The sequence below is a fragment of the Streptomyces sp. NRRL S-1022 genome, assembly GCF_000720135.1.
Lineage (GTDB): Bacteria > Actinomycetota > Actinomycetes > Streptomycetales > Streptomycetaceae > Streptomyces.
Map to the genome: position 1 here is coordinate 88575 of NZ_JOIU01000018.1, position 23547 is coordinate 112121.

The following is a 23547-nucleotide window of genomic DNA, read 5'->3' on the forward strand; positions in this document are numbered from 1 at the left end:
CTCGGCCGCCTTGGTTGCGTCTTTACCTTCTTTGCTCTGTCTTGGTCATTCCGTAGCTACGCGGGTAGCGCGCTGTAATCAATCCGTGCTTCACATCGGACCAACTGGGCAATTCGGGCAAGGAGTTCGATATGCGGACGGTGGTGTGTCGAAATGCGTACAACCCCCCGCCCCAATCCAACGTTTCGGCATCGTTACGCGGAGATCTATTGCGCATGACACCCAAGATCATCAGAGCGGCGGGCGGACGGTGCCTGCATTCGGATGACGTGTCCCTCCATAGGCCGTTCAATCGGGCGGCAAGCGTGCGATAAATGCCTTATGTGATGGTATTGACCGGTATCGGATCGGTGCGTACGGAGGAGGCACGGCATGCGGGGAGTCACGCGCGCCCGAGGGGCCGTGTGCGCGGTGACGGTGGCACTCGCCGCGGCCGGCTGCGGGGGCGGCGGCTCAGGCGGCGGCACCGGCGGCGCGGTGCTCAGCTCCTCCTGGGGCGACCCGCAGAACCCGCTGGAGCCGGCCAACACCAACGAGGTGCAGGGCGGCAAGGTCCTCGACATGATCTTCCGGGGCCTGAAGAAGTACGACCCGAGGACCGGCAGGGCCACCGACATGCTCGCCGAGTCCATCCGCACCACCGACTCGCGGAACTTCACGATCCGGGTGAAGCGCGGCTGGACCTTCTCCGACGGCGAGAAGGTCACCGCCCGTTCCTTCGTCGACGCCTGGAACTACGGGGCGAGCCTGCGGCACAACCAGAAGAACGCCTACTTCTTCGGTTACGTCGACGGCTACGACAAGGTCCACCCCAGCAGCGGCGCCCAGACCGCCGAGACCCTGTCCGGGCTGAAGGTGGTGGACGACCGCACCTTCACCGTCAGGCTGCGCCAGACGTTCTCCGGCTTCCCCGACACCCTCGGCTACGCGGCCTTCGCCCCGCTGCCCCGCGCCTTCTTCACCGACCACGCGGCCTGGCTGAGCAGGCCGGTCGGCAACGGTCCCTACACCGTCGACTCCTATATGAAGGGCTCGCGGATGTCCCTGCGGAAGTGGGACGGCTACCCCGGCCCCGACAAGGCCCGCAACGGCGGCGTGGACCTGATGGTGTACACGGACAACAACACCGCCTACACCGATCTGATGGCCGGCAACCTCGACCTCGTGGACGACGTGCCCGCCGCCCAGCTGAAGAACGTCCGGAGCGACCTGGGCGACCGCTACATCAACACCCCGGCCGGCATCATCCAGACCCTCGCCTTCCCCTACTACGACAAGGCCTGGAACAAGCCGGGCGCGGAGAAGGTCCGCACCGGCCTGTCCATGGCGATCAACCGGAAGCAGATCACCGAGACGATCTTCGACAGGACCCGCACCCCCGCGACCGACTGGACCTCGCCCGTCCTCGGCGTGGACGGCGGCTACAAGGCCGGCCTGTGCGGCAGGGCCTGCGACTACGACCCGGCCGGGGCGAAGAAGCTGATCGAGGAGGGCGGCGGGATCCCCGGCGGCCAGGTCCGGATCACCTACAACGCGGACACGGGCTCGCACAAGGAGTGGGTGGACGCCGTGTGCAACTCCATCAACAACGCCCTCGGCGACGGCAGGGCCTGCGTCGGCAACCCCGTCGGCACCTTCGCGGACTTCCGCAACCGGATCGGCCGGCACAAGATGCCCGGGCCCTTCCGGGCCGGCTGGCAGATGGACTACCCGCTCATCCAGAACTTCCTGCAGCCGCTCTACTACACCGACGCCTCCTCCAACGACGGCAAGTGGTCGAACCGGCAATTCGACCGGCTCGTGGACCGGGCCAACGCCGAGACCGACCGGGCCGGGGCCGTCCGGCTGTTCCAGCGGGCGGAGGAGGCCGTCCGGGACCACATGGCCGCCATCCCGCTGTGGTACCAGAACGGCAGCGCCGGCTACTCCGACCGGCTGTCCGACGTGGCGCTCAACCCCTTCAGCGTCCCGGTCTACAACGAGATCAAGGTCGGCTGAGCCGCCATGGGACGCTACGTCGTCCGGCGACTGCTGCAGATGGTCCCGGTGTTCGTCGGGTCCACCCTGCTGATCTTCCTCATGGTGAACGTGATGGGCGACCCGGTCGCGGGCCTGTGCGGCGAGCGGCAGTGCGACCCGGCGACCGCCGCCCAGCTCAGGCGGGAGTTCGGCCTCGACAAGCCGCTCTGGCAGCAGTACGCCACCTACATGGGGAACGTCTTCACCGGCGACTTCGGTACGGCGTTCAACGGCCAGCGGGTCACCGAGCTGATGGCCACGGCGTTCCCCGTCACCGTCCGGCTCACGGTCGTGGCCGTCCTGTTCGAGGTCGTCGTCGGCGTCACGCTCGGCGTGCTGACCGGCCTCAAGCGCGGGCGGCCCGTCGACACCACCGTGCTGCTGCTGACCCTGGTGGTGATCTCCGTGCCCACCTTCGTCACCGGACTGCTGCTCCAGCTGCTGTTCGGGGTGGAATGGGGCTGGGTCAGACCGTCCGTCCCCCCGGACGCCACGTTCGGCGAACTGATCGTGCCGGGTCTGGTCCTCGCCTCCGTCTCCCTCGCCTACGTCACCCGGCTCACCCGCACCTCCCTCGCCGAGAACCGGCGGTCCGACTACGTCCGCACGGCCGTCGCCAAGGGCCTGCCCCGGCACCGGGTCATCACCCGGCACCTGCTGCGCAACTCGCTCATCCCGGTGGTCACCTTCATCGGGACCGACATCGGCGCGCTGATGGGAGGGGCGATCGTCACGGAGCGGATCTTCAACATCCACGGCGTCGGCTACCAGCTCTACCAGGGCATCCTGCGCCAGAACACGCAGACCGTCGTCGGCTTCGTGACCGTCCTCGTCCTGGTCTTCCTGGTGGCCAACCTCCTCGTCGACCTCCTGTACGCCGTACTCGACCCGAGGATCCGCTATGCCTGAACAGCCGTACGAGCCCGAGCGCGCGATCGCCGGCACCGGCATGGGCGGCGCGATGGACCTCGGCGCGAGCGAGGCGGCCACGCTGGAGGCGGCGCCGCGGGGAGCGGGCGGCACGGGGCCGGTGGGCAGGCCGCGCTCGCTGTGGTCCGACGCCCGGCGCGACCTGGTCCGCAACCCGGTCTTCCTGCTCTCCGCGCTGGTCATCCTGTTCCTGATCGTCATCTCCGTATGGCCCTCGGCGATCGCCTCCGGCAGCCCCCTGACGTGCGACCTGGCCAAGGCCCGGGAGGGGGCCCGGCCGGGGCACCCCTTCGGCTACGACGGTCAGGGCTGCGACGTCTACACCCGGACCGTCTACGGCGCCCGGGCGTCCGTCACGGTGGGGGTGCTGGCGACCCTCGGGGTGGCGGTGCTCGGCTCGGTGCTGGGCGGCCTCGCGGGCTACTTCGGCGGGCTGTGGGACTCGGTGCTGTCCCGGATCACGGACATCTTCTTCGCCATCCCGGTCGTCCTCGGCGGTCTCGTCCTCCTCTCCGTGGTGACCTCCAATACGGTCTGGCCGGTCATCGGGTTCATGGTGCTGCTCGGCTGGCCGCAGATCTCCCGGATCGCGCGCGGTTCCGTCATCACCGCCAAGCAGCACGACTACGTCCAGGCCGCCCGCGCCCTCGGCGCCTCCGACAGCCGCATCCTGCTGCGGCACATCACCCCGAACGCCGTGGCGCCGGTGATCGTCGTCGCCACCATCGCGCTCGGCACCTACATCGCCCTGGAGGCGACCCTGTCCTACCTCGGCGTCGGCCTCAAACCGCCCAGCGTCTCCTGGGGCATCGACATCTCCGCCGCCTCCCCGTACATCCGCAACGCCCCCCACGCCCTCCTGTGGCCCTCGGGCGCCCTCGCGGTCACGGTCCTGGCCTTCATCATGCTCGGCGACGCGGTCCGCGACGCCCTCGACCCGAAGCTGAGGTGAGGGCGGCGTGCTGCTGGAAGTGCGGGACCTGTGGGTGGAGTTCCGGACCCGGGACGGGGTGGCGCACGCCGTCAACGGGGTGGATCTCGGGGTGGACGCGGGGGAGACCCTCGCCGTGCTCGGGGAGTCCGGCTCCGGGAAGTCGGTCACCGCGCAGGCGGTCATGGGCATCCTCGACACGCCCCCGGCCCGGATCACCGGCGGCGAGATCCTCTTCGACGGCCGGGACCTGCTGACGCTGAAGGGAGAGGAGCGGCGCAGGATCCGGGGCACCGGGATGGCGATGATCTTCCAGGACGCGCTGTCCGCCCTCAACCCCGTCATGACCGTGGGCGACCAGCTGGGGGAGATGTTCGTCGTCCACCGGGGGACGTCGAGGAAGGACGCGCGGGCCAGGGCCGTCGAACTGATGGAGCGGGTGCGGATCCCGGGCGCCGCCCAGCGGGTGCGGGACTACCCCCACCAGTTCTCCGGCGGGATGCGCCAGCGCATCATGATCGCCATGGCGCTGGCCCTGGAACCGGCACTGATCATCGCCGACGAACCCACCACCGCCCTCGACGTCACGGTCCAGGCCCAGGTGATGGACCTGCTCGCGGAGCTGCGGCGCGAGTACGGCATGGGACTCGTCCTCATCACCCACGACCTCGGCGTGGTCGCGGACGTGGCCGACCGGATCGCCGTGATGTACGCCGGGAGGATCGTCGAGTCCGCGCCCGTCCACGACATCTACAAGGCGCCCGCCCACCCCTACACCCGGGGCCTGCTCGACTCCATCCCGCGCCTGGACCAGAAGGGCCGGCAGCTGTACGCCATCAAGGGGCAGCCGCCGAACCTCGCGCACATCCCGCCGGGCTGCTCCTTCCACCCGCGCTGTCCGATGGCCCGGGACGTGTGCCGCACCGAGGAGCCGCCGCTCCACGCGGTGTCCGACAGCCGGGGCAGCGCCTGCCACTTCTGGAGGGAGTGCCTGGATGGCTGAGCCGATCCTGGAGGTGAGCGGCCTCGTCAAGCACTACCCCCTCACCCGGGGCGTCCTCTTCAAGAAGCAGACCGGCGCGGTGAAGGCGGTCGACGGTGTCGACTTCACCCTCGGCAGGGGCGAGACCCTCGGCATCGTCGGGGAGTCCGGCTGCGGCAAGTCGACGGTCGCGAAGCTGCTGTGCAACCTGGAGCGCCCGACCGCCGGCACCATCAGGTTCAAGGGCGAGGACATCACCCGGCTCTCCGGCAGGGCCCTCAAAGCGGTGCGCCGGAACATCCAGATGGTCTTCCAGGACCCCTACACCTCGCTCAACCCCCGGATGACGGTCGGCGACATCATCGGGGAGCCGTACGAGATCCACCCCGAGGTGGCCCCCAGGGGCGACCGCCGCCGCCGGGTGCGGGAACTGCTGGACGTGGTCGGCCTCGACCCGGAGTACGTCAACCGCTACCCGCACCAGTTCTCCGGCGGCCAGCGCCAGCGCATCGGCATCGCGAGGGGGCTGGCGCTGCGGCCCGAGATCATCGTCGCCGACGAGCCGGTGTCCGCGCTGGACGTCTCGGTCCAGGCCCAGGTGATCAACCTGCTGGACCGGCTCCAGGCGGAGTTCGACCTGTCGTACGTCTTCATCGCGCACGACCTGTCCATCGTCCGGCACATCTCGGACCGGATCGCGGTGATGTACCTGGGCCGGATCGTGGAGACGGGCCGCGACAGCGAGATCTACGACCACCCGACCCACCCCTACACCCAGGCCCTGCTCTCCGCCGTGCCCGTGCCCGACCCCGAGGCCCGCGAGCACCGTGAGCGGATCCTGCTGAGCGGCGACGTGCCCTCGCCGACCGGCATCCCCTCCGGCTGCCGCTTCCGCACCCGCTGCTGGAAGGCGCAGGAGCGCTGCGCCCGGGAGGTCCCGGCGCTCGCCGTCCCGGCCGTCTTCCGTGCCACCGCCGGCCCCGCGGCCCACGCCTCGGCGTGCCACTTCGCGGAGGAGAGGCAGGTCGTACCGCCGTAAGGAACCGCGGTCCGACGGCAACGGGCCGGGATGACATGGCATCCCGGCCCGCTCACGGCACCCGCACGGCCGTACGCTGATCAGTCTTCCGTGTCCGTATATCGGTACCGCTTCCGTGAAGTTGCCTGCGTGTTAACGCAGTTCGTCCCCGGCCGGCCCGGCGAGGGAGCGCCGGAGGAAGTCCAGCTGGAGGAGGAGCAGGTTCTCGGCGACCGCCTCCTGCGGGGTCATGTGGGTCACCCCGGACAGCGGCAGCACCTCGTGCGGGCGGCCGGCGGCCAGCAGGGCGGAGGACAGGCGCAGCGAGTGGGCGACGACCACGTTGTCGTCCGCCAGCCCGTGGATGACCATCATCGGGCGGTGCGGCTCGGCCGGGTCGACCAGGCCGGCGTCGTCGATCACCGAGTTGCGCCGGTAGACCTCCGGCTGCTCGTTCGGGTCGCCGAGGTAGCGCTCCTGGTAGTGGGTGTCGTACAGCCGCAGGTCGGTGACCGGGGCGCCGACCACCGCCGCGTGGAAGACGTCGGGGCGGCGCAGCACCGCCAGCGCCGCCAGGTAGCCGCCGAAGGACCAGCCACGGATCGCCACCCGGTCCAGGTCCAGCGGGTACCGCTCGGCGAGCGCGTGCAGCGCGTCGACCTGGTCCTGGAGCGTGACGGCCGCCACGTCGTCCCGGATGGACTTCTCCCAGGCCGGCGAACGGCCCGGGGTGCCCCGGCCGTCGGCGACGATCACCGCGAAGCCCTGGTCGGCGAACCACTGGGAGGTCAGGTGGGCGTTGTGCGCGGCGGCCACCCGCTGGCCGTGCGGGCCGCCGTAGGGGTCCATGAGGACCGGCAGGGGAGTGTCACCGTGGTAGTCCCGTGGCATAAGCACGGCGCACGGAATTCGGCGTGCGCCCCCCTCCGTGAGGGTCACCCGGGGGGTCAAACCGGGATCTTCTGCGTACGAGCGGACAGTTGCCGTCGCTTTTCCGTCACACAGCACCTGGGCCCGGGTGCCCGGCCGGTCCAGCGCGGCGGACACCAGAACCGTCACGCCCCCGGAGCGGACCGCCGTGTGCACACCGGGCTCCTGCGACACGCGTTCCACACCGAGCTCGTTCACGCGGTACACATGGACTTCGCCAATTTCCGGCGTCCCGGCCTCCGGACCGGAAGAGGCGGAAACCAGTACGTCCTCCGCGCCCACGTCCAGGACCGCCCGGATGTGCAACTGACCGCTGGTCAGCGGGCGTTCGCCGACGGTCAGGACCCGCGCGCCGGCCTCGTCCGCGATCCGGACAAGCTGCCCGGAAGGGCTCCAGCAGGGCACTCCGGCGAAAAGTTCCAGCCAAGTTGGATCTTCGTCGGCGTGCACCATGCGGGTGGCCCCGGAATCCGGGTCCACCGCCAGGAACAGCTGGCTGCGCTGGTCCCGCGCCTGTACCAGCAGCAGCGGCACACCCGCCTCTGACCAGTGCACACGCGCCAGGTACGGATAGCGGGACCGGTCCCATGCGACCTCCGTGCGCTCCCCGCCGAGGCCGATGACGAACAGACGTACGTCCGCGTTCGGGGTGCCCGCCGCGGGGTACCTGACGTTATTTGGCTCACGCTCCGGACGGGCCGGGTCCGCGATCCACCACCGCTGCACCGGCGTGTCGTCCACGCGCGCCACGAGCAGCCGGTCCGACCCCGGCGCCCACCAGAACCCGCGCGAGCGTGCCATCTCCTCGGCCGCGACGAACTCCGCGAGGCCGTAGGAGACGTCCGCCGCCTCCGGCTCGGCCAGCGCCCGGTCGCCGTCCCCCTCGGCACCCACCACCCTGAGCGCGCCTTGGGCCACGTACGCGATGTGCCGTCCGTCGGGGGCCGGGCGGGGGTCGATCACCGGCCCGGGGACCGGCAGTTCGCGTGTCGTCCCGGTCCGCAGCTCCGCCGTGAAAAGCCGCCCTGACAAGGCGAAAGACGCCAACTCCAGGGCAGCGTCGGTGGCGTAGCCGACGATGCCGGCACCGCCCTCGCGGCTGCGCTCGCGGCGCGCCCGCTCCTCGGCGGACAGTTCCTCGGAGGCGCCCTGGAGGAGCGCGCGCGGGTCGGCCGCCGGGCGCTCGGTGCCCTCCGGAAGGTCCAGTACCCACAGGGAGTTGGCCCGGTCCGCGCCGGAGCCGGAACGCAGGAACGCGACACGCGAACCGTCGGGTGCCACGGTGAACGCACGCGGCGCGCCGAGCGTGAACCGCTGGGTCCGGGCGTGCCGACGGGGGAAGGAGTCAGCCTCGGTCGTCATACCCCGACCATATTGGCCATGCGCCCCCTTGTGCGGCTGTGCGCCGACCGATGCGCGAGTACGGATAGTTATGATCACTACCGCAGAGTGGGTATAAACCCCTGGCATCTGCATGGATTTGCTCAACTGATCTAGAACCCGCGTCCCTGGGATCTTTGGAGGTGAGCCGCCGTGGCACTCTCGATTTCGGCGGTGGTGCTGCTGGCGATCATCGTCTTCCTGCTGATCAAGAAGTCAGGGCTGAAGGGCGGCCACGCGGTCGTCTGCATGCTGCTCGGCTTCTACCTCGCCTCCTCGACGGTCGCTCCCACGATCAGCGAGCTGACGACCAACGTCGCCAGCATGATCGGCAGCATCAAGTTCTGACGGCCGCCGTCCCGGGTGCCGGCGCGGGGACCTCGTAGGGTGGTTGCCATGACGGAACTGCCCACCCGGCGTCTTCTCCTGGTGCACGCGCACCCGGACGACGAGTCGATCAACAACGGCGCGACCATGGCCAGGTACGCGGCCGAGGGTGCCCACGTCACCCTGGTCACCTGCACCCTGGGGGAGCGGGGCGAGGTCATCCCGGCGGAGCTGCGGCATCTGACGGGCCCGGCGCTGGGTGCGCACCGGCGCGGGGAGCTGGCCGCGGCCACGGCCGCGCTCGGGGTCCGGGACGTGCGGCTGCTCGGCGGGGCCGGGCGGTACGGCGACTCCGGGATGATGGGCCTGGCCGAGAACGCCGACCCCGGCTGCTTCTGGCAGGCCGACGTCGACGAGGCGGCCGGCCGGCTCGCCGAGGTGATCCTGGAGGTCCGCCCGCAGGTCCTCGTGACGTACGACGACAACGGCGGCTACGGGCACCCGGACCACATCCAGGCCCACCGCGTCGCCATGCGCGCGGCCGACCTCGCGGCCGAACGCGGCCACCGTATCGCCAAGGTGTACTGGAACCGCGTCCCGCGCTCCGTCGCCGACGCCGCCTTCGCCCGCCTCCAGGACGAACTGTCCGCACTGCCGTTCGACAAGAGCGCCTCCGTGGACGACGTACCCGGCGTGGTGGACGACGCACGGATCACCACCGCGGTCGACGGCACCCCGTACGCAGCCGCCAAGGCCGCCGCGATGCGCGCCCACGCCACCCAGATCGAGGTGGCCGAGGGCTGCTTCGCGCTCTCCAACGCGCTCGCCCAGCCGCTGTTCACCACCGAGTACTACGAGCTGGTGCGCGGCTCCGGACAGCCCGGCGAGACCGACCTGTTCGCCGGCCTCGGCCCCGGGGAGGCGTCATGAGCGCCGGCGGGAACGGCCCCCTGCTGGCCCAGCCGCTGCGCCCGCCCTCCGCCGGCCGGGCCGCCGCCCTCGCCGGCCTGTTCCTGCTTGGCGCGCTCGTGGGCCTCGCCGGTGCCCTGGTGCAGGCCGGCTGGTTCCCCGGCGGGCTGCTGCTCGCCCTCGCCGGCGCCGCCGGGCTCTTCCTCGGCGGCGCGTACGCCACCCGGGGCCGGGGCGGGGCGGTTGCGCCGGCGGCGGGCTGGATCGTCGCCGTCGTCCTGCTCACCACCACACGGCCCGAGGGCGACTTCCTGTTCGGCGCGGGCGGCGGTTCCTACCTCTTCCTGCTCGGCGGCATGGCCCTCGCTGTGATCTGCGCCACCGTCGGCGCCGGGCGGCAACCTCGCGGCGGCGCCGCCCGACTTGGGAAATGACGTACCACTTCGCCGTGCGGCGCGCGTGCGAGTCCGGTGTGGGTTTCCTCGGCGGTCATGGGATAAGCGCCAGAAGTGGCCAGTATGGTGGTGCGCGCCGCCGAGCCGCCCGCAGTGAGGTCGTCACGGGCGGTGGAGCCAACCGGGAGAACCTGCCTTGAGTCGTGAAACTGACACTCCGTCCTCCGGGCCCGACGGGCGCGGCGGAGCCGCATACCCCTCCGGCACGCCGCCGTACGGGACCCCCATGGTTTCCGACGACGCTGCGGGCGCGGGCCGTTCGGGCTCGCGACCGGAGGAGAAGAAGACCGAGACCACGCTGACGACCCGGATCCGGATCAACATCCCCGGCTCCCGGCCCATCCCGCCGGTCGTCATGCGCAAGCCCGTCGGGGACGGCGAGGGCTCCGGGAACGAGGCGCCCGCCGCCGAGCCGCGGCCCGCCGCCGACCGGACGCCCACCGCTTCCGCCCCCGCCGGGGCCCCGGCCGAGCCCGCGGCCCCGGCGGAGGAGAAGACCAGCGACTGGTTCGCGCCCCGCAAGTCCTCGGCCTCCAAGGGCGGTCCGGGCGGCGACGGCACGAACGGCGCCGGGATCCCCGGCGGTTCCGCCGCCCCTGCCGCCTCCACCGGCACGCCCGGCGGCCGTACGGGTGGTCCGGCGGCGTCCGGTGCGGCCGGTACCACCGGCGCACGCCCCGGCAGCGGCCGTCCCGGCGCAGTGGTCGGCTCCATGAGCGTGGGCGGCTCCCGCCCCGGCGGGACCAACGGCAAGGGCCTGCCCGGCGCCACCGGCGGCCCCGTCGCCCCGGGCCACGGCGGCGGCACCGGATCCTTCGACGTCACCGAGGCGCTGAACGCGGGCCCGCTGGGCGCGGGAGCCCGCCCCGGCCCCGGCGAGCCCCGCCGGGACGGCCTGCCGTACTTCGCGGACCAGGCGGACCGCACGGACCGCCCCGGCGACACCGGACCGGACGGCTTCGGTACCGGCCCGGCCGGCGCCGGCGGCCAGGGCTCCGGCGCGACCGCGGCCCACGGGCACGACGGCTACGGCGGTACGGCGGGCGGTGCCCACGGGCACGGCGGCGCCAGCGGCTACAACGGGCCCGGCGGCCAAGGCGGTCCCGGCGGCCCGCAGGGCCCGGCCGGCCCCACCAGCGGCCCGGTCACCGGCGACGGCACCCTCGCCCCGCGGGCCGCGGGCGGCCCCGGCGCGGGGCCGGGTGAGCCCTTCGACGGCCCCTCCGGCGCCGGTTACGGCACCCCGCCCGGCCGCAGCGCGCTCGCCGGCCTCGACGGCTCCGGCGCTCCGGCGGCCCGTCCCGCCGGACCCGGCGGCGGGTTCGGTGACGACACCGCGATCCTCACCCCGCAGAAGCCGGCCCCGGAACCGGGCACGCCCGGCTACCGCTCCCCGGCCGCCGAGAACGTCTCCGGACACACCGTCACCAGCGGCATCCCGGTCGTCCCGAGCGCCGGGAAGGCCCCGTTCGGCACCCACCCCGACGGCCCGGCGGCGCCCGCCGCGCCCAAGCCGCAGCAGCCGGCCGCGCCCAAGGCGGCGGGCAAGCCGAAGAAGAAGGGCCGCAGCAAGCTGATGCTGCTCGCCGTCGGCGTGGTCGTCGTCGCCGGCGGTGCCTACGGCGCCGGCCTGCTGATGAACCACACCGACGTGCCCAAGGGCACCACCGTGCTCGGTGTCGACATCGGCGGCGGCACCCGCGACGACGCCGTCAAGAAGCTGGACGACGCCTTCGGCAGCCGGGTGAACAAGCCGCTGAAGCTGTCCGTGGGCGGCAACACGGTCACCCTGACGCCGGAGAACGCGGGGCTGCAGTTCGACTACCAGGCCACCGTGAGCGATGCCGCGAAGAGCGACTACAACCCGGTGCACGTGGTCGGCTCCCTCTTCGGGCAGAAGCGCGTGGTCCAGCCGGTCATGCCGGTGGACGAGGAGAAGCTGCAGGCCGCGCTCCAGCAGGCCGGCGGCGGCTCGGGATCGGTCACGGACGGCACCATCAAGTTCGAGTCCGGCAAGGCCGTGGCCGTCTACGGCAAGGCGGGCAAGGCCATCGACGCCGGCCGCTCGACCAACGCGGTCGAACAGGCCTACCGCACCCTGGTGGAGCAGGGCGCCGCGCCCGCGGTCGCCGTGCCGACCGCCACCAGGCAGCCGACGGTGTCGAACGCCGAGGTCGACCGGATGATGAAGGACTTCGCGAAGCCCGCGATGTCCGGCCTGGTCCGGGTGCAGACCGACGCGGCGCACAGCATCCCGTTCGGCCCGGTCTCGCTGCCGAAGATCATCAGCTTCAAGGCGGTCGACGGCAAGCTCGTGGACACGTACGACCTCAAGGCGCTCAAGGACGCGTACGGCAGCACCTTCGACGGGGTGCAGGTCCAGACCGCGACCGGGAAGCGGGGTGTGCTGCCGCAGGACGTCGTCGCCGCTCTGCGCAAGGCGCTGCGCGGCAGGACGGCCGCGGAGCGCGTCGGGGTCGTCGACACCAACCCCGGCTAGCCGGTCGTTCCCGAGGGGGCGCCCTTCCCGGAGGGCGCCCCCTCGGGCGCGTGTCACCCGTTCCGCATGACATCTGTCATCCGGCACCCAGGACCGCCGACACTGCCGCGGCCGGTGCCCTTGCGGCCAGCATGGACGCATGACGACGACAGCGGCGCCCGCCACCACCCCGGTGGTCGGGTTCGACCAGGTGACCAAGACGTACGGGAGCGTGCGGGCCGTCGACGGCCTCTCGCTCCGGCTGTACCCGGGCGAGACCGTCGCCCTCCTCGGCCCGAACGGGGCCGGCAAGTCCACCACCCTGGACCTGCTCCTCGGGCTCAAGCACGCCGACAGCGGCACGGTGAGCCTGTTCGGCACCGGCCCGCGCGAGGCGATCGTCGCCGGCCGGGTCGGCGCCATGCTGCAGAGCGGCGGTCTGATGGACGAGGTCACCGTCGCCGAACTGGTGAAACTGGCCTGCTCGCTGCACCCCCGGCCGTACCGCCCGGCCGACGTGATCGCCCGGGCCGGCATCGCGCAGATCGCCGACCGCAAGGTCAACAAGCTCTCCGGTGGCCAGGCCCAGCGGGTCCGGTTCGCCCTGGCCACGGCTGGCGACAGCGACCTGATCATCCTGGACGAGCCGACCACCGGCATGGACGTCTCCGCCCGCCAGGCCTTCTGGGCCACCATGCGGGAACAGGCCGACCAGGGCCGTACGGTCCTGTTCGCCACCCACTACCTGGAAGAGGCCGACGCCATCGCCGACCGGGTGCTGGTGCTGCACCGGGGCCGGCTGCTCGCCGACGGCACCGCGGCCGAGATCAAGGCCAAGGCGGGCGCGCGGCGGATCTCCTTCGACCTGGAGGGCGGGATCGAGGAGGGCCCCCTGCGCGGCCTGCCGTTCCTCACCTCCCTGGACGTGTCCGGCCAGACCGTCCGCATCCAGTCCTCCGACGCCGACGCCACCGTCCACGCCCTGTACGGCCTCGGCGTGTACCCCCGCAACCTGGAAGTCGCCGGCCTCGGCCTGGAGCAGGCCTTCGTCGCCATCACCGAGGCCGAGGAGGCCAAGCAGTCGTGACCGCCCTGATCAAGCTCGAACTCGCCCGCGCCCTGCGGAACAAGAAGTTCCTGTTCTTCTCGGTGCTCTACCCCGCGATCCTCTTCCTGATCTTCTCCAGCAGCTCCGGAGCGGACGAGAGGATCGACGGCACCCGCCTGACCGTCGCCACCTACCTGATGGTCTCGATGGCCTCCTTCGGCGCCCTGACCGCCGTCCTGATGGGCAACAGCGAGCGCATCGCCAAGGAGCGCGAGAGCGGCTGGGTACGGCAGCTGCGGCTGACCACTCTGCCCGGGCGCGGCTACGTCCTCGCCAAGACCGCCAGCGCGGCCGTGGTGAGCCTGCCGTCGATCGTCGTGGTCTTCCTCGCCGCCGCCGCGCTCAAGCACGTCCGCCTGGACGCCTGGCAGTGGCTCGCCCTCACCGGCTCGATCTGGGCCGGCAGCCTCGTCTTCGCCGCGCTCGGCGTGGCCCTCGGGTACCTGGCCTCCGGGGACGCGGTCCGGCCCATCACGATGATCATCTACTTCGGTCTGTCGATCCTCGGCGGCCTGTGGATGCCGTCCACCACCTTCCCGCAGGTCCTCCAGGACATCGCCAAGTGGCTGCCCACGCACGCGTACGCTGCCGTGGGACGGGCGATCGAGCAGAGCCAGGCCCCGAGCGCGACGGACGTCGCCATCCTCGCCGTCTACTTCGTCCTCTTCGCGGGCGGCGCGGCCTGGCTGTACCGGAAGGACACGCTGAAGGCGTGAGCAGCATGACGGAAGACCGGCAGACCGGTGAGGCGCGGCCGGAGCACCAGGTGCGCATCGGCCAGGGGCCCCGCAGCCGGCGCGAGCTTATGGTGAAGGTGCTGTGGATCGGCGTCTGGCTGGTCTTCCTCAGCTCCCCGGTGAAGGACCTGGCCTCCGGCCACCACACCACGGGTGCCACGGCCGGCGGCGCGATCGGCCTCGCCGTCTTCGTCACCGCCTATCTGACGCTGGTCTTCCGGAACATCGGCCGGCCGTTCTCGCCCCGCGTCGTCGTCTCGCTGCTCTCGGCCCTCGCGGTCCTCGCGCCCCTGCTGTCGTACACCCTCGGCGGCGCCTGGCTCGGCCTGTTCGTCTACCTGTCGGTCGGCTGCGGGGCGACCCTGCCGGTCCGGGCCGCGTGCTGGTCGATCCCCGCGGCGACCGTCGTAATGTACCTCGTCGGACTGCGCTGGAACGAGAAGGCGGACGAGACCCTGCTCCTCGTCCCGCTGATCGGCTTCGCGATGGTGGGGGTCGGCCAACTGGTCCGCACCACCATCGAGTTGCGCAAGGCGCGGGCCACCGTCGCCCAGCTCGCCGCCAACGAGGAGCGCCTGCGCCTCGCCCGCGACCTGCACGACCTGCTCGGCCACTCGCTGTCGCTGATCACGCTGAAGAGCGAGCTGGCCGGCCGGATGCTGCCCGGCCAGCCCGACAAGGCGGCCCAGCAGGTCGCCGACATCGAACAGGTCAGCCGGCAGGCCCTGGTCGACGTCCGGGAGGCCGTCACCGGCTACCGGCGGCCCCGGCTCGCCGCCGAACTCGCCGGTGTCCAGGTCGCCCTGACCGCCGCCGGGGTCGCCGCCGAGGTGCCGGCCGAACCCGACCTCGCCGGCGTCCCCGAGGAGGCCGAGTCCGCGCTCGCCTGGGCGCTGCGCGAGGCCGTCACCAACGTGGTCCGGCACAGCGGCGCCGACCGCTGCGCCGTCCGGCTGCTGCGCCGCCAGACCCTGGACGGGCCGGTGCTCGAACTCTGCGTCGAGGACGACGGGTCCGGCGGCTCCGGCGCGGGCCCCGGCAACGGTCTGACCGGGCTGACCGAGCGGCTGGAGAAGGCCGGCGGCACCCTGGAGGCGGGCCGGGTCAGGCACGGGTTCCGGCTGGTCGCCCGCGTCCCCACGGCCCCCGCGGCCGACGTAGGATCCGGGGCATGACGAGCACGATCAAGGTACTCCTCGCCGAGGACCAGTCGATGGTCCGCGAGGCGCTGGCCGCGCTGCTCGGCCTGGAGGACGACATCGAGGTCGTCGCCCAGGTCGCGCGCGGCGACGAGGTGCTCGCGGCCGTCGGCGTGCACGGCGTGGACGTCGCGCTGCTCGACATCGAGATGCCGGGCTGCACCGGCATCGAGGCCGCGGCCCGGGTGCACCGGGAGTTCCCGCGGGTCAAGCTGGTCGTCCTCACCACCTTCGGCCGGCCCGGCTACCTGCGCAGCGCCATGGAGGCGGGCGCCGACGCCTTCCTCGTCAAGGACGCCCCGGCCGCCCAGCTCGCCGAGGCGATCCGCAAGGTGCTGGCCGGCGAGCGGGTCATCGACCCCACGCTGGCCGCCGCCGCGCTCGCCGAGGGCGCCAACCCGCTCACCGAGCGCGAACGGGAGGTGCTCCGCTCGGCGGCCGACGGCTCCACCAACGCCGAGCTGGCCCGTGCCCTGCACCTCTCCCAGGGCACGGTCCGCAACTACCTCTCCACCGCCATCCAGAAACTGGCGGCGCGCAACCGCGCCGAGGCGGTACGCATCGCCCGCGACAAGGGATGGCTCTGACGGGGACGGCTCCGGCCCCCGGGCTCAGTTGAGCTTGGCCCGCGCCGTACCCGCCTCCTGGCGCACCTTGCGCGCGGCCGCCTCGTCCACCACCTCGATCAGGTCGGCGTAGTACTCCATCTCCTCCGCGCCGGCGGTGAACTGACCGCGCTGCACCAGCAGTTGCCCCCGCTCGTAGCGCAGCCGCGCCGGATGGGAGGGGATGAGCAGCGCCAAGTCCACGGCCCGCAGCGCCACATCGGACCGCTCCGGCCGTGCCGCCGCCCACGCCCGGATGTTGTTCAGGATGCGCTGGACGACGTCCAGCGGCGGCGCCGGCTCCAGCATCGAGGGGTGCAGCGGCGCCCCCGTCGCGCCCGCCACCAGCAACTCGGCGTCCGTCCCGGTCAGCACCCGGCCCCCGTCGAACGGGTCGGCCAGCACCTGCTCGGCCGTCGTGCCGAACCCGACCACGAAGTGCCCCGGCAGCGCGACCCCGTACACCGGGGCGCCCGCCCGGCGCGCGACCTCCAGCCACACCACCGACAGCAGGATCGGCAGCCCGCGCCGCCGCCGCAGCACCTCGTGCAGCAGCGAGGACTCCAGCCGCTGGTAGTCACCCGGCGTCCCGTGGAACCCGTAGCGGGCGCCGAGCAGCCGGCGTACGGCCTCCGCCCACGCACGCGGCCCGTCCGGCCGGTACGGCAGCTCGCCCGCCAGCCGGTCCAGCTCCACCTGCGCGGCGTCGATGCCGGTCTCGTCCAGCGAGCCGTCCGTCTCCGCGCCGATCAGCAGGCACAGCGCCGACACGTCCGGCCGCTCGGCCCGGGCCTCCTCGGCGAACCGCCGCCGCAGCTCGGCGGAGCGCTCCGGCGGGGGCGGGTACGGGGGCGGCAGATACGGATGACTCATGCCAAGCTCCTGCCCTTCCACGGCGCGTTCTACGGACGCCCGGAGCGGGCGGATGCCTCCGGCCCCCCGGGCGAGGATGCTTCCGGCCCCCCGGGCGAGCCGGTGCCGGTCCCTGCGTCCGCCTCCCGGCCGGGCTCCGCGGGAGCCCGGTAGTGGTGGTAGGCGTGGTGCGGCAGGAAGCCGAGGGCCCGGTACAGCGCCCGGCCGCCCTCGTTGTCCGACTCCACCTGGAGCCAGGCCGCCGAGGCGCCCTCGTCCAGCGCGCGCCGGGCCAGCGCGGCCATCACCTCGGTGGCCAGCCCCTGGCGCCCCCGCCCGGGGTCCACCTCGACCGCGGCGAACCCGGCCCACCGCCCGTCCACGACACACCGGCCGATCGCCGCGGGCGGTTCGCCCTCCCCGGCACCGGGCACCGAGGCGAACCACACCGAGGGCCCGCCGGACAGCACCCGCAGGGCCACCTCGCCCAGCCCCTTGCGCCGGTACCGCGCGAGCCACGCCTCGTCCGCCGTCCGGGACAGCGCCACTCCCGCGCCCGGGGCCCGGTCCGCGACCGGCGCCAGCGCCCCGGTCCACACCTCGGCGGTCACCTCGCGCACCCAGCCGCGCCGTTCCAGCTCCGCGCACAGCAGCTCCTGCGTGCCCTCGGCGCCGGTCGCGGTCTGCACGTAGGCGGGCAGGCCGCGCTCGCCGTACCAGCGGCGCACGGCCGTCAGGGCCGCGTCGAGCGGCAGGCCGGGGTCACCGAGCGGCAGCACGCTGTTGGCCCGGCGCGTGAACCCGCCCGCCGCCCGCAGCTCCCACTCGCCCAGCCGCTCGCTCTCCACCGGCCGCCACGCGCGAGCGGCGATGTGCGCGAGTTCCGGGTACGTGGCGGCGGGCCCCCTGCGCCGCGCCGGGGCCGCGGGCACCACTTTGCCCGCGACCAGCGTGTTCTCGGGAATCCGTACCGTTTCCCCGTCCCGTCGTGTGATCATGAGCACGCCGCCGTCCCATGATGTGAGAACACCCACCGTGTCAGTGAACTTCTCCGGTCCGGTACCGGGTTCGCCCAAGCGCCGTACGGAGACCCGTTTGCCCACGTCAGCCGGGGTGATCCGGACCTCCAGGCGTCCTTTCGCCGAGATTTCCACCGGTCAGTTCACCCCTCCTGTTCGGAACATGCTCCGAAACGGAGATACTAGGGGCGGGCATCGACGACGCCGCGCTCCCGCGCGCCAGGCGGCGGGCCTGAGGAGGCTCGCCAGCGCCCTATCGAGGAGGAACGACAGCGTGACCTACGTCATCGCGCAGCCTTGTGTCGACGTGAAGGACAAGGCGTGCATCGAGGAGTGCCCGGTCGACTGCATCTACGAGGGCCAGCGGTCCTTGTACATCCACCCGGACGAATGCGTCGACTGTGGTGCCTGTGAGCCGGTCTGCCCGGTCGAGGCGATCTTCTACGAGGACGACGTCCCGGAGGAGTGGAAGGACTACTACAAGGCGAACGTCGAGTTCTTCGACGAGCTGGGCTCGCCCGGCGGTGCCAGCAAGCTGGGGCTGATCGAGCGCGACCACCCCTTCGTCGCCGCGCTGCCGCCGCAGGGCGAGTGACCGTCTGAGCGCCAAGCGGCCGCCATAGCGCGCCGCCTCGGTCCCGTACGGCCCGATCGTCCCGATCGCGGCCGTACGGGACCGAGGCGTTTGCCGCACCGTACGAAAGTGAGCCTGATTCCCGTGTCCGCAGTCTCCGACCGCCTGCCCGCCTTCCCGTGGGACAAGCTGGCCCCGTACAAGAAGACGGCCGAGGCCCACCCGGACGGCATCGTCGACCTCTCCGTCGGCACCCCGGTCGACCCGGTCCCCGAGCTGGTCCAGAAGGCCCTGATCGACGCGGCCGACTCCCCGGGCTACCCGACCGTCTGGGGCACCCCCGCCCTGCGCGACGCGATCACCGGCTGGCTGGAGCGCCGCCTGGGCGCCCGCGGGGTCACCCACCGCCACGTGCTGCCGGTCGTCGGCTCCAAGGAACTGGTGGCCTGGCTGCCGACCCAGCTCGGCCTCGGCCCCGGCGACAAGGTCGCCTACCCGCGCCTGGCCTACCCCACCTACGAGGTCGGCGCCCGCCTCGCCCGCGCGGCCCACGAGGTCTACGACGACCCGCGCGACCTGGACCCCGCCGGTCTGAAGCTGCTGTGGCTGAACACCCCGTCCAACCCGACGGGCAAGGTCATCGGCAAGCAGGAGCTGACGGACATCGTCGCCTGGGCCCGCGCGCACGACGTCCTCGTCTTCTCCGACGAGTGCTACCTGGAGCTGGGCTGGGAGACCGACCCGGTCTCGGTCCTGCACCCGGACGTCAACGGCGGCTCCTACGACGGCATCGTCGCCGTCCACTCCCTGTCCAAGCGGTCCAACCTGGCGGGCTACCGCGCGGCCTTCGTCGCCGGCGACCCGGCCGTCCTGGGCCCGCTGCTGGAGATCCGCAAGCACGGCGGCATGATGACCTCCGCGCCGACCCAGGCCGCGGTCGTGGCGGCGCTCGGCGACGACGCCCACGTGCACGAGCAGCGCGGACGCTACGCGGCCCGCCGCGAGGCCCTGCGCGCGGCCCTGCTCGCCGCCGGCTTCCGCATCGAGCACAGCGAGGCCAGCCTCTACCTCTGGGCCACCCGGGACGAGTCCTGCTGGACCACGGTCGCCGACCTCGCCGCCCGCGGCATCCTGGTGGCCCCGGGCGACTTCTACGGCGAGGCGGGCGGGAACCACGTCCGCGTGGCCTTCACGGCGACGGACGAACGGGTGCGGGCAGCGGTCTCCCGCCTGTGACCGCGGGGTGGGCCGTACCACCCGTACGAAGGCCGACGGGGCCCGGGAGGAGATCCCGGGCCCCGTCGGTGTCACAGCCGGGCTCAGCCGCCCAGCGGCAGGCCCTTGGCCGGCAGGGACGACGTCGGCAGGCCGCCCTTGGTGAGCGAGTCCGTCGGCAGGCCGCCCTTCGTCGCACCGGAGGCGGCGTCCCCGAGGACACCCCCCGCGGCCCCGGCCGCGGCCCCCGCGGCCTTCTGCGCCGCCTTCGTCACGGCACCGCCGCCGGTCTTGCCCGCGGCCGGCACCGCCTGCTTGACCGCCGCGCCGCCCGTGTCACCCGCGACCGAGGTGACGCTGCTCGTGGCGCCGTCGACGGTGTTGCCGACGTGCGCCCCGTCCAGCGCGGTCAGACCGCCCAGGTTCGGGGTCGCCGCCGGCAGGTTCGTGGCCGCTCCGGCGGAGCCGGCCGCACCGACCCCGGCAGCCGCTCCCGCTGCGACGAGCAGCGCGGCACGGGCGATCCGGCGGGTCAGAGGGAGGGTCATGATGCTCCATTCGACGGGAGAAAAACGGTGTGGGCCCGAGTCCGTGTCCGGCTCGGACGCCGTGACTACCGCTCGAAACCCGCGAAGGTTGCGGACGCCCCGGGTAAAGAATGGATAACGCATCGCATTATCAGGTGTGGATAAAAACGGGCAAACGACGTCCGCGTAACTCCGCGCAGAATCCTTCCACCCCTTGTTTTCCAAGGGAACGCGCACCCGGCCCGCCATCCGTCCCCACCGCCGGCCGGTCCCGCCCCGCACAACCCGCCGGAGTGATCGCCCGTACTACTGTCCGGCCACGATGCGCACCGCGCCCACCGACTGCTCCGCCCCGCCGTTCCCCTGCGAACCGGGCGTCCGCCACGCGTCGCTGTCGCTCCCCGCGGTCCACACCCGCCCCGCGTACGACACCCGCTCGATGTGCAGCGCCGAGGAGTTGGCGACCGCCCACTGCGCGAGCTGCCAGCCCCGCTCCCGCTCGCCGCGCCCGGTCGCGTCCCGCCGCGTGCCCTCCGGCACCGGAACCGTCACCGTCCGCCCGCGCGCGGTCGCGGTCACGCTCGGCGACGGGGACGGCGACGGCACCGGCGTCCCGCCCACCACCGCACCGGTCTCCTGGAGCGCGTCCCGCCCGAAGTCCCGTACCAGCGCCTGCCGCACCGCGTCCGGACCCGTCGCCGACGCCGTGCGCCGCGGGCGCCCGTCGCAGGTCAGGGTGGCCGCCGCCCGCCCGGTCAGGGCCGCCGCGAGCAGCGCGGCGTCCGGCTCGTGCTTGGCGTACGCCTCCGGGTAGCCGCTGCGCTGCACCCGCTGCGCGGCCACCGTCAGCGGCAGGTCCGGGTAGTCCGGCACCTTCGCCAGGTGCGCGTAGAAGATGCCCGCCGCGTACGCCGGGTCCATGATCTGCCGCTCGGTGCCCCAGCCCTGCGAGGGCCGCTGCTGGAACAGGCCCAGCGAGTCCCGGTCGCCGTGCCCGATGTTCCGCAGCCCCGACTCCTGCAGCGCGGTCGCCAGCGCGATCGTCACGGCCCGCTCCGGCATCCCGCGCCCGGTGCCGACGGCCGCGATGGTCGCCGCGTTCACCGCCTGCTCGGGCGTGAACTCGTACGACGCCCCGTCGCCGGAGGCCGAGACCACCGTGCAGCCGCGCGCCCCGCCGCCTCCGGTGACGTACTGCACCACGAGGTACGCGACGACGCCGCACAGGACCAACAGGGCCGCGCAGACACGCAGAAGGCGACCGCGGCGCTTGGGACGGGTGGGGGACGGCTCTGACACGCGTACAAGGTACTGGAGCCCCGCCGGCCCCTCGCCGGGGGTCCGCACAGGCCGGCCGCCGCGACTGAGCCGGTCCGCCCGGGGCGGCGCGCTAGGGTCGTGACCATGGCCGACACCTCGCTTGATCTCACGCTGGACGCCGCCGCGCTCACCGCGCAGCTCGTGGACTTCCCGTCCGAGAGCGGCACCGAGAAGCCTCTCGCGGACGCCGTCGAGACCGCCCTGCGGGCCCTGCCGCACCTGACGGTCGACCGCCACGGCAACAACGTGATCGCCCGTACGAACCTGGGCCGCGCCGAGCGGGTGATCCTGGCCGGTCACATCGACACCGTGCCGATCGCGGACAACGTGCCCTCGCGGCTCGACGCGGACGGCGTGCTGTGGGGCTGCGGCACCTGCGACATGAAGTCGGGCGTGGCGGTGCAGCTGCGCATCGCGGCCACGGTCCCCGCCCCCAACCGCGACCTGACCTTCGTCTTCTACGACAATGAGGAGGTCGCCGCGCATCTCAACGGCCTCCGGCACGTCGCCGAGGCCCACCCGGACTGGCTGGCCGGTGACTTCGCGGTCCTGCTGGAGCCCTCCGACGGCGAGGTGGAGGGCGGCTGCCAGGGCACGCTGCGGGTGCTGCTGCGGACCAAGGGCGAGCGGGCCCACTCGGCGCGTGGCTGGATGGGCTCCAACGCCATCCACGCGGCGGCCCCGATCCTGGCCCGCCTGGCCTCCTACGAGGCCCGCCGGCCGGTCATCGACGGCCTGGAGTACCGCGAGGGCCTGAACGCCGTCGGTATCGGCGGGGGAGTGGCCGGGAACGTCATCCCGGACGAGTGCGTGGTCACGGTCAACTTCCGGTACGCCCCCGACCGCACCGAGGAGGAGGCGATCGCGCACGTCCGCGAGGTGTTCGCGGACTGCGGTGTGGAGGAGTTCACGGTCGACGACCACAGCCCCGGCGCGCTGCCCGGCCTCTCCCACCCGGCCGCCGCGGCCTTCATCGAGGCGGTGGGCGGCACGCCGAAGCCCAAGTACGGCTGGACGGACGTCTCACGCTTCTCCGCGCTGGGCGTCCCCGCCGTCAACTACGGCCCCGGCAACCCGCACCTGGCCCACAAGCGCGACGAGCGGGTGGACACGGCGAAGATCCTCGCGGGCGAGGAGCGGCTGCGGAACTGGCTCACCGCCTAGAGGTCCGGGCCGCTCCGGTGCCCGCCGGACATGCCCAGGTCCCCCCTCCGTAACGCGCGTGGATCTAGTCTGAGATCGAACTGCCGGCAAGCGGAGGGAGTGCCACATGGCTACCGGGAACCCCGAGGGGAAGAAGCAGCCGCCGGACGAGCAGCGGCTCGGACCGGTCCTCCGACGGCGCGGCCAGGTGACCGCCAGCACGACCGACCAGCGGCTGCTGGACGAGCGTGCCCCCACGGACTGGGTGCACACCGACCCCTGGCGGGTCCTGCGCATCCAGTCGGAGTTCATCGAGGGCTTCGGCACCCTCGCCGAACTCCCGCCCGCCATCAGCGTGTTCGGCTCGGCACGGACGCCGGTGGACTCACCGGAGTACGACGCCGGGGTGCGGCTCGGCCGCGGACTGGTGCAGGCCGGCTGGGCGGTCATCACGGGCGGCGGCCCCGGAGCGATGGAGGCGGCCAACAAGGGGGCGAGCGAGGCGGGCGGCACCTCCGTCGGCCTCGGCATCGAGCTGCCCTTCGAGCAGGGGCTGAACCCCTACGTCGACATCGGGCTGAACTTCCGGTACTTCTTCGTCCGCAAGATGATGTTCGTGAAGTACGCGCAGGGTTTCGTGGTCCTGCCCGGCGGCCTCGGCACGCTCGACGAACTCTTCGAGGCCCTCACCCTGGTCCAGACCCAGAAGGTCACCCGCTTCCCGATCGTCCTCTTCGGCAGCGCGTACTGGGGAGGCCTGGTGGAATGGCTGAAGAACACGCTGGTGGCCGAGGGCAAGGCCGCGGAGAAGGACCTCCTGCTCTTCCACGTCACCGACGAGGTGGACGAGGCGGTGGCCCTGGTCTCCAAGGAGGCGGCCCGCTAGGC

The 23547-nt window shown here is 72.7% G+C and carries 22 protein-coding genes; 17 read left to right on the forward strand and 5 right to left on the reverse strand.

From position 1 onward, the window contains the following. The first annotated feature begins 372 nt into the window (after positions 1-372). From IG05_RS0125580 to IG05_RS0125600, 5 genes are read left to right on the forward strand one after another with little or no spacing between them, the layout of a single operon-like run. Entirely contained in the window at positions 373-1998 is a 1626-nt protein-coding gene (locus tag IG05_RS0125580) for a peptide ABC transporter substrate-binding protein (protein WP_030346151.1), read from the forward strand. 6 nt (positions 1999-2004) lie between these two features. Further along, a complete protein-coding gene (locus IG05_RS0125585; RefSeq protein WP_030346153.1) occupies positions 2005-2928 on the forward strand; it encodes an ABC transporter permease in 924 nt (307 codons plus the stop codon). After that, positions 2921-3901, forward strand: a complete 981-nt coding sequence (locus tag IG05_RS0125590) for an ABC transporter permease (protein WP_030346155.1) — start codon at positions 2921-2923, stop codon at positions 3899-3901. Before IG05_RS0125585 ends, IG05_RS0125590 begins: the two co-directional genes overlap by 8 nt. 7 nt (positions 3902-3908) lie before the next feature. After that, on the forward strand, positions 3909-4883 hold the full coding sequence (locus IG05_RS0125595; protein WP_030346156.1) for an ABC transporter ATP-binding protein: 975 nt from the start codon (positions 3909-3911) through the stop codon (positions 4881-4883). Continuing rightward, on the forward strand, positions 4876-5901 hold the full coding sequence (locus IG05_RS0125600; protein ID WP_030346158.1) for an ABC transporter ATP-binding protein: 1026 nt from the start codon (positions 4876-4878) through the stop codon (positions 5899-5901). The genes IG05_RS0125595 and IG05_RS0125600 overlap by 8 nt, the downstream gene beginning before the upstream one ends. A gap of 132 nt (positions 5902-6033) precedes the next feature. On the opposite strand, the gene IG05_RS0125605 is transcribed toward IG05_RS0125600, so the two are convergent. After that, positions 6034-8172: a S9 family peptidase gene (locus IG05_RS0125605; protein WP_030346160.1), complete on the reverse strand. Its 2139-nt coding sequence runs from the start codon at positions 8170-8172 to the stop codon at positions 6034-6036. 171 nt (positions 8173-8343) lie between these two features. Between IG05_RS0125605 and IG05_RS0125610 the strand changes: the two genes are divergently transcribed. The 8 genes from IG05_RS0125610 (at position 8344) to IG05_RS0125645 (ending at position 15991) form a co-directional block, all read left to right on the forward strand. Then, positions 8344-8538 carry a hypothetical protein gene (locus IG05_RS0125610; protein ID WP_030346161.1) on the forward strand — a complete coding sequence of 65 codons (195 nt, stop codon included), beginning with the start codon at positions 8344-8346 and terminating at the stop codon, positions 8536-8538. 48 nt (positions 8539-8586) lie between these two features. Then, positions 8587-9447 (forward strand): N-acetyl-1-D-myo-inositol-2-amino-2-deoxy-alpha-D-glucopyranoside deacetylase, encoded by an 861-nt coding sequence (gene mshB, locus IG05_RS0125615; protein WP_030346164.1) that lies wholly within the window; start codon positions 8587-8589, stop codon positions 9445-9447. Continuing rightward, a complete protein-coding gene (locus IG05_RS0125620; RefSeq protein WP_030346166.1) occupies positions 9444-9860 on the forward strand; it encodes a DUF6113 family protein in 417 nt (138 codons plus the stop codon). The genes mshB and IG05_RS0125620 overlap by 4 nt, the downstream gene beginning before the upstream one ends. 157 nt (positions 9861-10017) lie before the next feature. Beyond that, positions 10018-12381 carry a membrane protein gene (locus IG05_RS0125625; RefSeq protein WP_030346168.1) on the forward strand — a complete coding sequence of 788 codons (2364 nt, stop codon included), beginning with the start codon at positions 10018-10020 and terminating at the stop codon, positions 12379-12381. Between the two features lie 139 nt (positions 12382-12520). After that, positions 12521-13447, forward strand: a complete 927-nt coding sequence (locus IG05_RS0125630) for an ABC transporter ATP-binding protein (RefSeq protein WP_030346169.1) — start codon at positions 12521-12523, stop codon at positions 13445-13447. Then, positions 13444-14184 carry an ABC transporter permease gene (locus IG05_RS0125635; protein ID WP_030346171.1) on the forward strand — a complete coding sequence of 247 codons (741 nt, stop codon included), beginning with the start codon at positions 13444-13446 and terminating at the stop codon, positions 14182-14184. The genes IG05_RS0125630 and IG05_RS0125635 overlap by 4 nt, the downstream gene beginning before the upstream one ends. 5 nt (positions 14185-14189) lie before the next feature. Next, positions 14190-15380 carry a sensor histidine kinase gene (locus IG05_RS0125640; protein WP_037814739.1) on the forward strand — a complete coding sequence of 397 codons (1191 nt, stop codon included), beginning with the start codon at positions 14190-14192 and terminating at the stop codon, positions 15378-15380. Continuing rightward, a complete protein-coding gene (locus tag IG05_RS0125645) occupies positions 15377-15991 on the forward strand; it encodes a response regulator transcription factor (protein ID WP_030346175.1) in 615 nt (204 codons plus the stop codon). The genes IG05_RS0125640 and IG05_RS0125645 overlap by 4 nt, the downstream gene beginning before the upstream one ends. A 24-nt stretch (positions 15992-16015) precedes the next feature. On the opposite strand, the gene IG05_RS0125650 is transcribed toward IG05_RS0125645, so the two are convergent. Together IG05_RS0125650 and IG05_RS42550 are read right to left on the reverse strand one after the other, a co-directional pair. After that, positions 16016-16882, reverse strand: coding sequence for a transglutaminase-like domain-containing protein (locus tag IG05_RS0125650; protein ID WP_030346176.1), 867 nt, complete (start codon positions 16880-16882; stop codon positions 16016-16018). 29 nt (positions 16883-16911) lie between these two features. After that, entirely contained in the window at positions 16912-18015 is a 1104-nt protein-coding gene (locus tag IG05_RS42550; RefSeq protein WP_051790262.1) for a GNAT family N-acetyltransferase, read from the reverse strand. 139 nt (positions 18016-18154) lie between these two features. On the opposite strand from IG05_RS42550, the gene fdxA reads away from it, so the two are divergent. After that, entirely contained in the window at positions 18155-18475 is a 321-nt protein-coding gene (gene fdxA / locus IG05_RS0125660; RefSeq protein ID WP_014674796.1) for a ferredoxin, read from the forward strand. Positions 18476-18598: 123 nt separating this feature from the next. After that, positions 18599-19690, forward strand: coding sequence for a bifunctional succinyldiaminopimelate transaminase/glutamate-prephenate aminotransferase (locus IG05_RS0125665; RefSeq protein ID WP_030346178.1), 1092 nt, complete (start codon positions 18599-18601; stop codon positions 19688-19690). A gap of 83 nt (positions 19691-19773) precedes the next feature. Here IG05_RS0125665 and IG05_RS0125670 read toward each other — a convergent pair whose 3' ends face one another. Together IG05_RS0125670 and IG05_RS0125675 are read right to left on the reverse strand one after the other, a co-directional pair. Then, a complete protein-coding gene (locus tag IG05_RS0125670) occupies positions 19774-20217 on the reverse strand; it encodes a hypothetical protein (RefSeq protein ID WP_030346179.1) in 444 nt (147 codons plus the stop codon). A gap of 285 nt (positions 20218-20502) precedes the next feature. After that, positions 20503-21495, reverse strand: a complete 993-nt coding sequence (locus tag IG05_RS0125675) for a heavy metal transporter (RefSeq protein ID WP_199808381.1) — start codon at positions 21493-21495, stop codon at positions 20503-20505. A 105-nt stretch (positions 21496-21600) separates the two neighbouring features. On the opposite strand from IG05_RS0125675, the gene dapE reads away from it, so the two are divergent. Both dapE and IG05_RS0125685 read left to right on the forward strand, forming a co-directional pair. Continuing rightward, positions 21601-22680: a succinyl-diaminopimelate desuccinylase gene (gene dapE, locus IG05_RS0125680; protein WP_030346181.1), complete on the forward strand. Its 1080-nt coding sequence runs from the start codon at positions 21601-21603 to the stop codon at positions 22678-22680. Positions 22681-22786: 106 nt separating this feature from the next. Continuing rightward, on the forward strand, positions 22787-23545 hold the full coding sequence (locus IG05_RS0125685; RefSeq protein WP_030346182.1) for a TIGR00730 family Rossman fold protein: 759 nt from the start codon (positions 22787-22789) through the stop codon (positions 23543-23545). Positions 23546-23547 lie beyond the last annotated feature (2 nt).

What these genes read in the sequence shown, in the direction of transcription:
- IG05_RS0125580 (WP_030346151.1), top strand. Translation starts at nt 373, where the DNA reads ATGCGGGGAGTCACGCGCGCCCGAGGGGCCGTGTGCGCGGTGACGGTG.
- IG05_RS0125585 (WP_030346153.1), top strand. Translation starts at nt 2,005, where the DNA reads ATGGGACGCTACGTCGTCCGGCGACTGCTGCAGATGGTCCCGGTGTTC.
- IG05_RS0125590 (WP_030346155.1), top strand. Translation starts at nt 2,921, where the DNA reads ATGCCTGAACAGCCGTACGAGCCCGAGCGCGCGATCGCCGGCACCGGC.
- IG05_RS0125600 (WP_030346158.1), top strand. Translation starts at nt 4,876, where the DNA reads ATGGCTGAGCCGATCCTGGAGGTGAGCGGCCTCGTCAAGCACTACCCC.
- IG05_RS0125605 (WP_030346160.1), bottom strand. Translation starts at nt 8,172, where the DNA reads ATGACGACCGAGGCTGACTCCTTCCCCCGTCGGCACGCCCGGACCCAG.
- mshB (WP_030346164.1), top strand. Translation starts at nt 8,587, where the DNA reads ATGACGGAACTGCCCACCCGGCGTCTTCTCCTGGTGCACGCGCACCCG.
- IG05_RS0125620 (WP_030346166.1), top strand. Translation starts at nt 9,444, where the DNA reads ATGAGCGCCGGCGGGAACGGCCCCCTGCTGGCCCAGCCGCTGCGCCCG.
- IG05_RS0125630 (WP_030346169.1), top strand. Translation starts at nt 12,521, where the DNA reads ATGACGACGACAGCGGCGCCCGCCACCACCCCGGTGGTCGGGTTCGAC.
- IG05_RS0125640 (WP_037814739.1), top strand. Translation starts at nt 14,190, where the DNA reads ATGACGGAAGACCGGCAGACCGGTGAGGCGCGGCCGGAGCACCAGGTG.
- IG05_RS0125645 (WP_030346175.1), top strand. Translation starts at nt 15,377, where the DNA reads ATGACGAGCACGATCAAGGTACTCCTCGCCGAGGACCAGTCGATGGTC.
- IG05_RS0125650 (WP_030346176.1), bottom strand. Translation starts at nt 16,882, where the DNA reads ATGAGTCATCCGTATCTGCCGCCCCCGTACCCGCCCCCGCCGGAGCGC.
- IG05_RS0125670 (WP_030346179.1), bottom strand. Translation starts at nt 20,217, where the DNA reads ATGACCCTCCCTCTGACCCGCCGGATCGCCCGTGCCGCGCTGCTCGTC.
- dapE (WP_030346181.1), top strand. Translation starts at nt 21,601, where the DNA reads ATGGCCGACACCTCGCTTGATCTCACGCTGGACGCCGCCGCGCTCACC.
- IG05_RS0125685 (WP_030346182.1), top strand. Translation starts at nt 22,787, where the DNA reads ATGGCTACCGGGAACCCCGAGGGGAAGAAGCAGCCGCCGGACGAGCAG.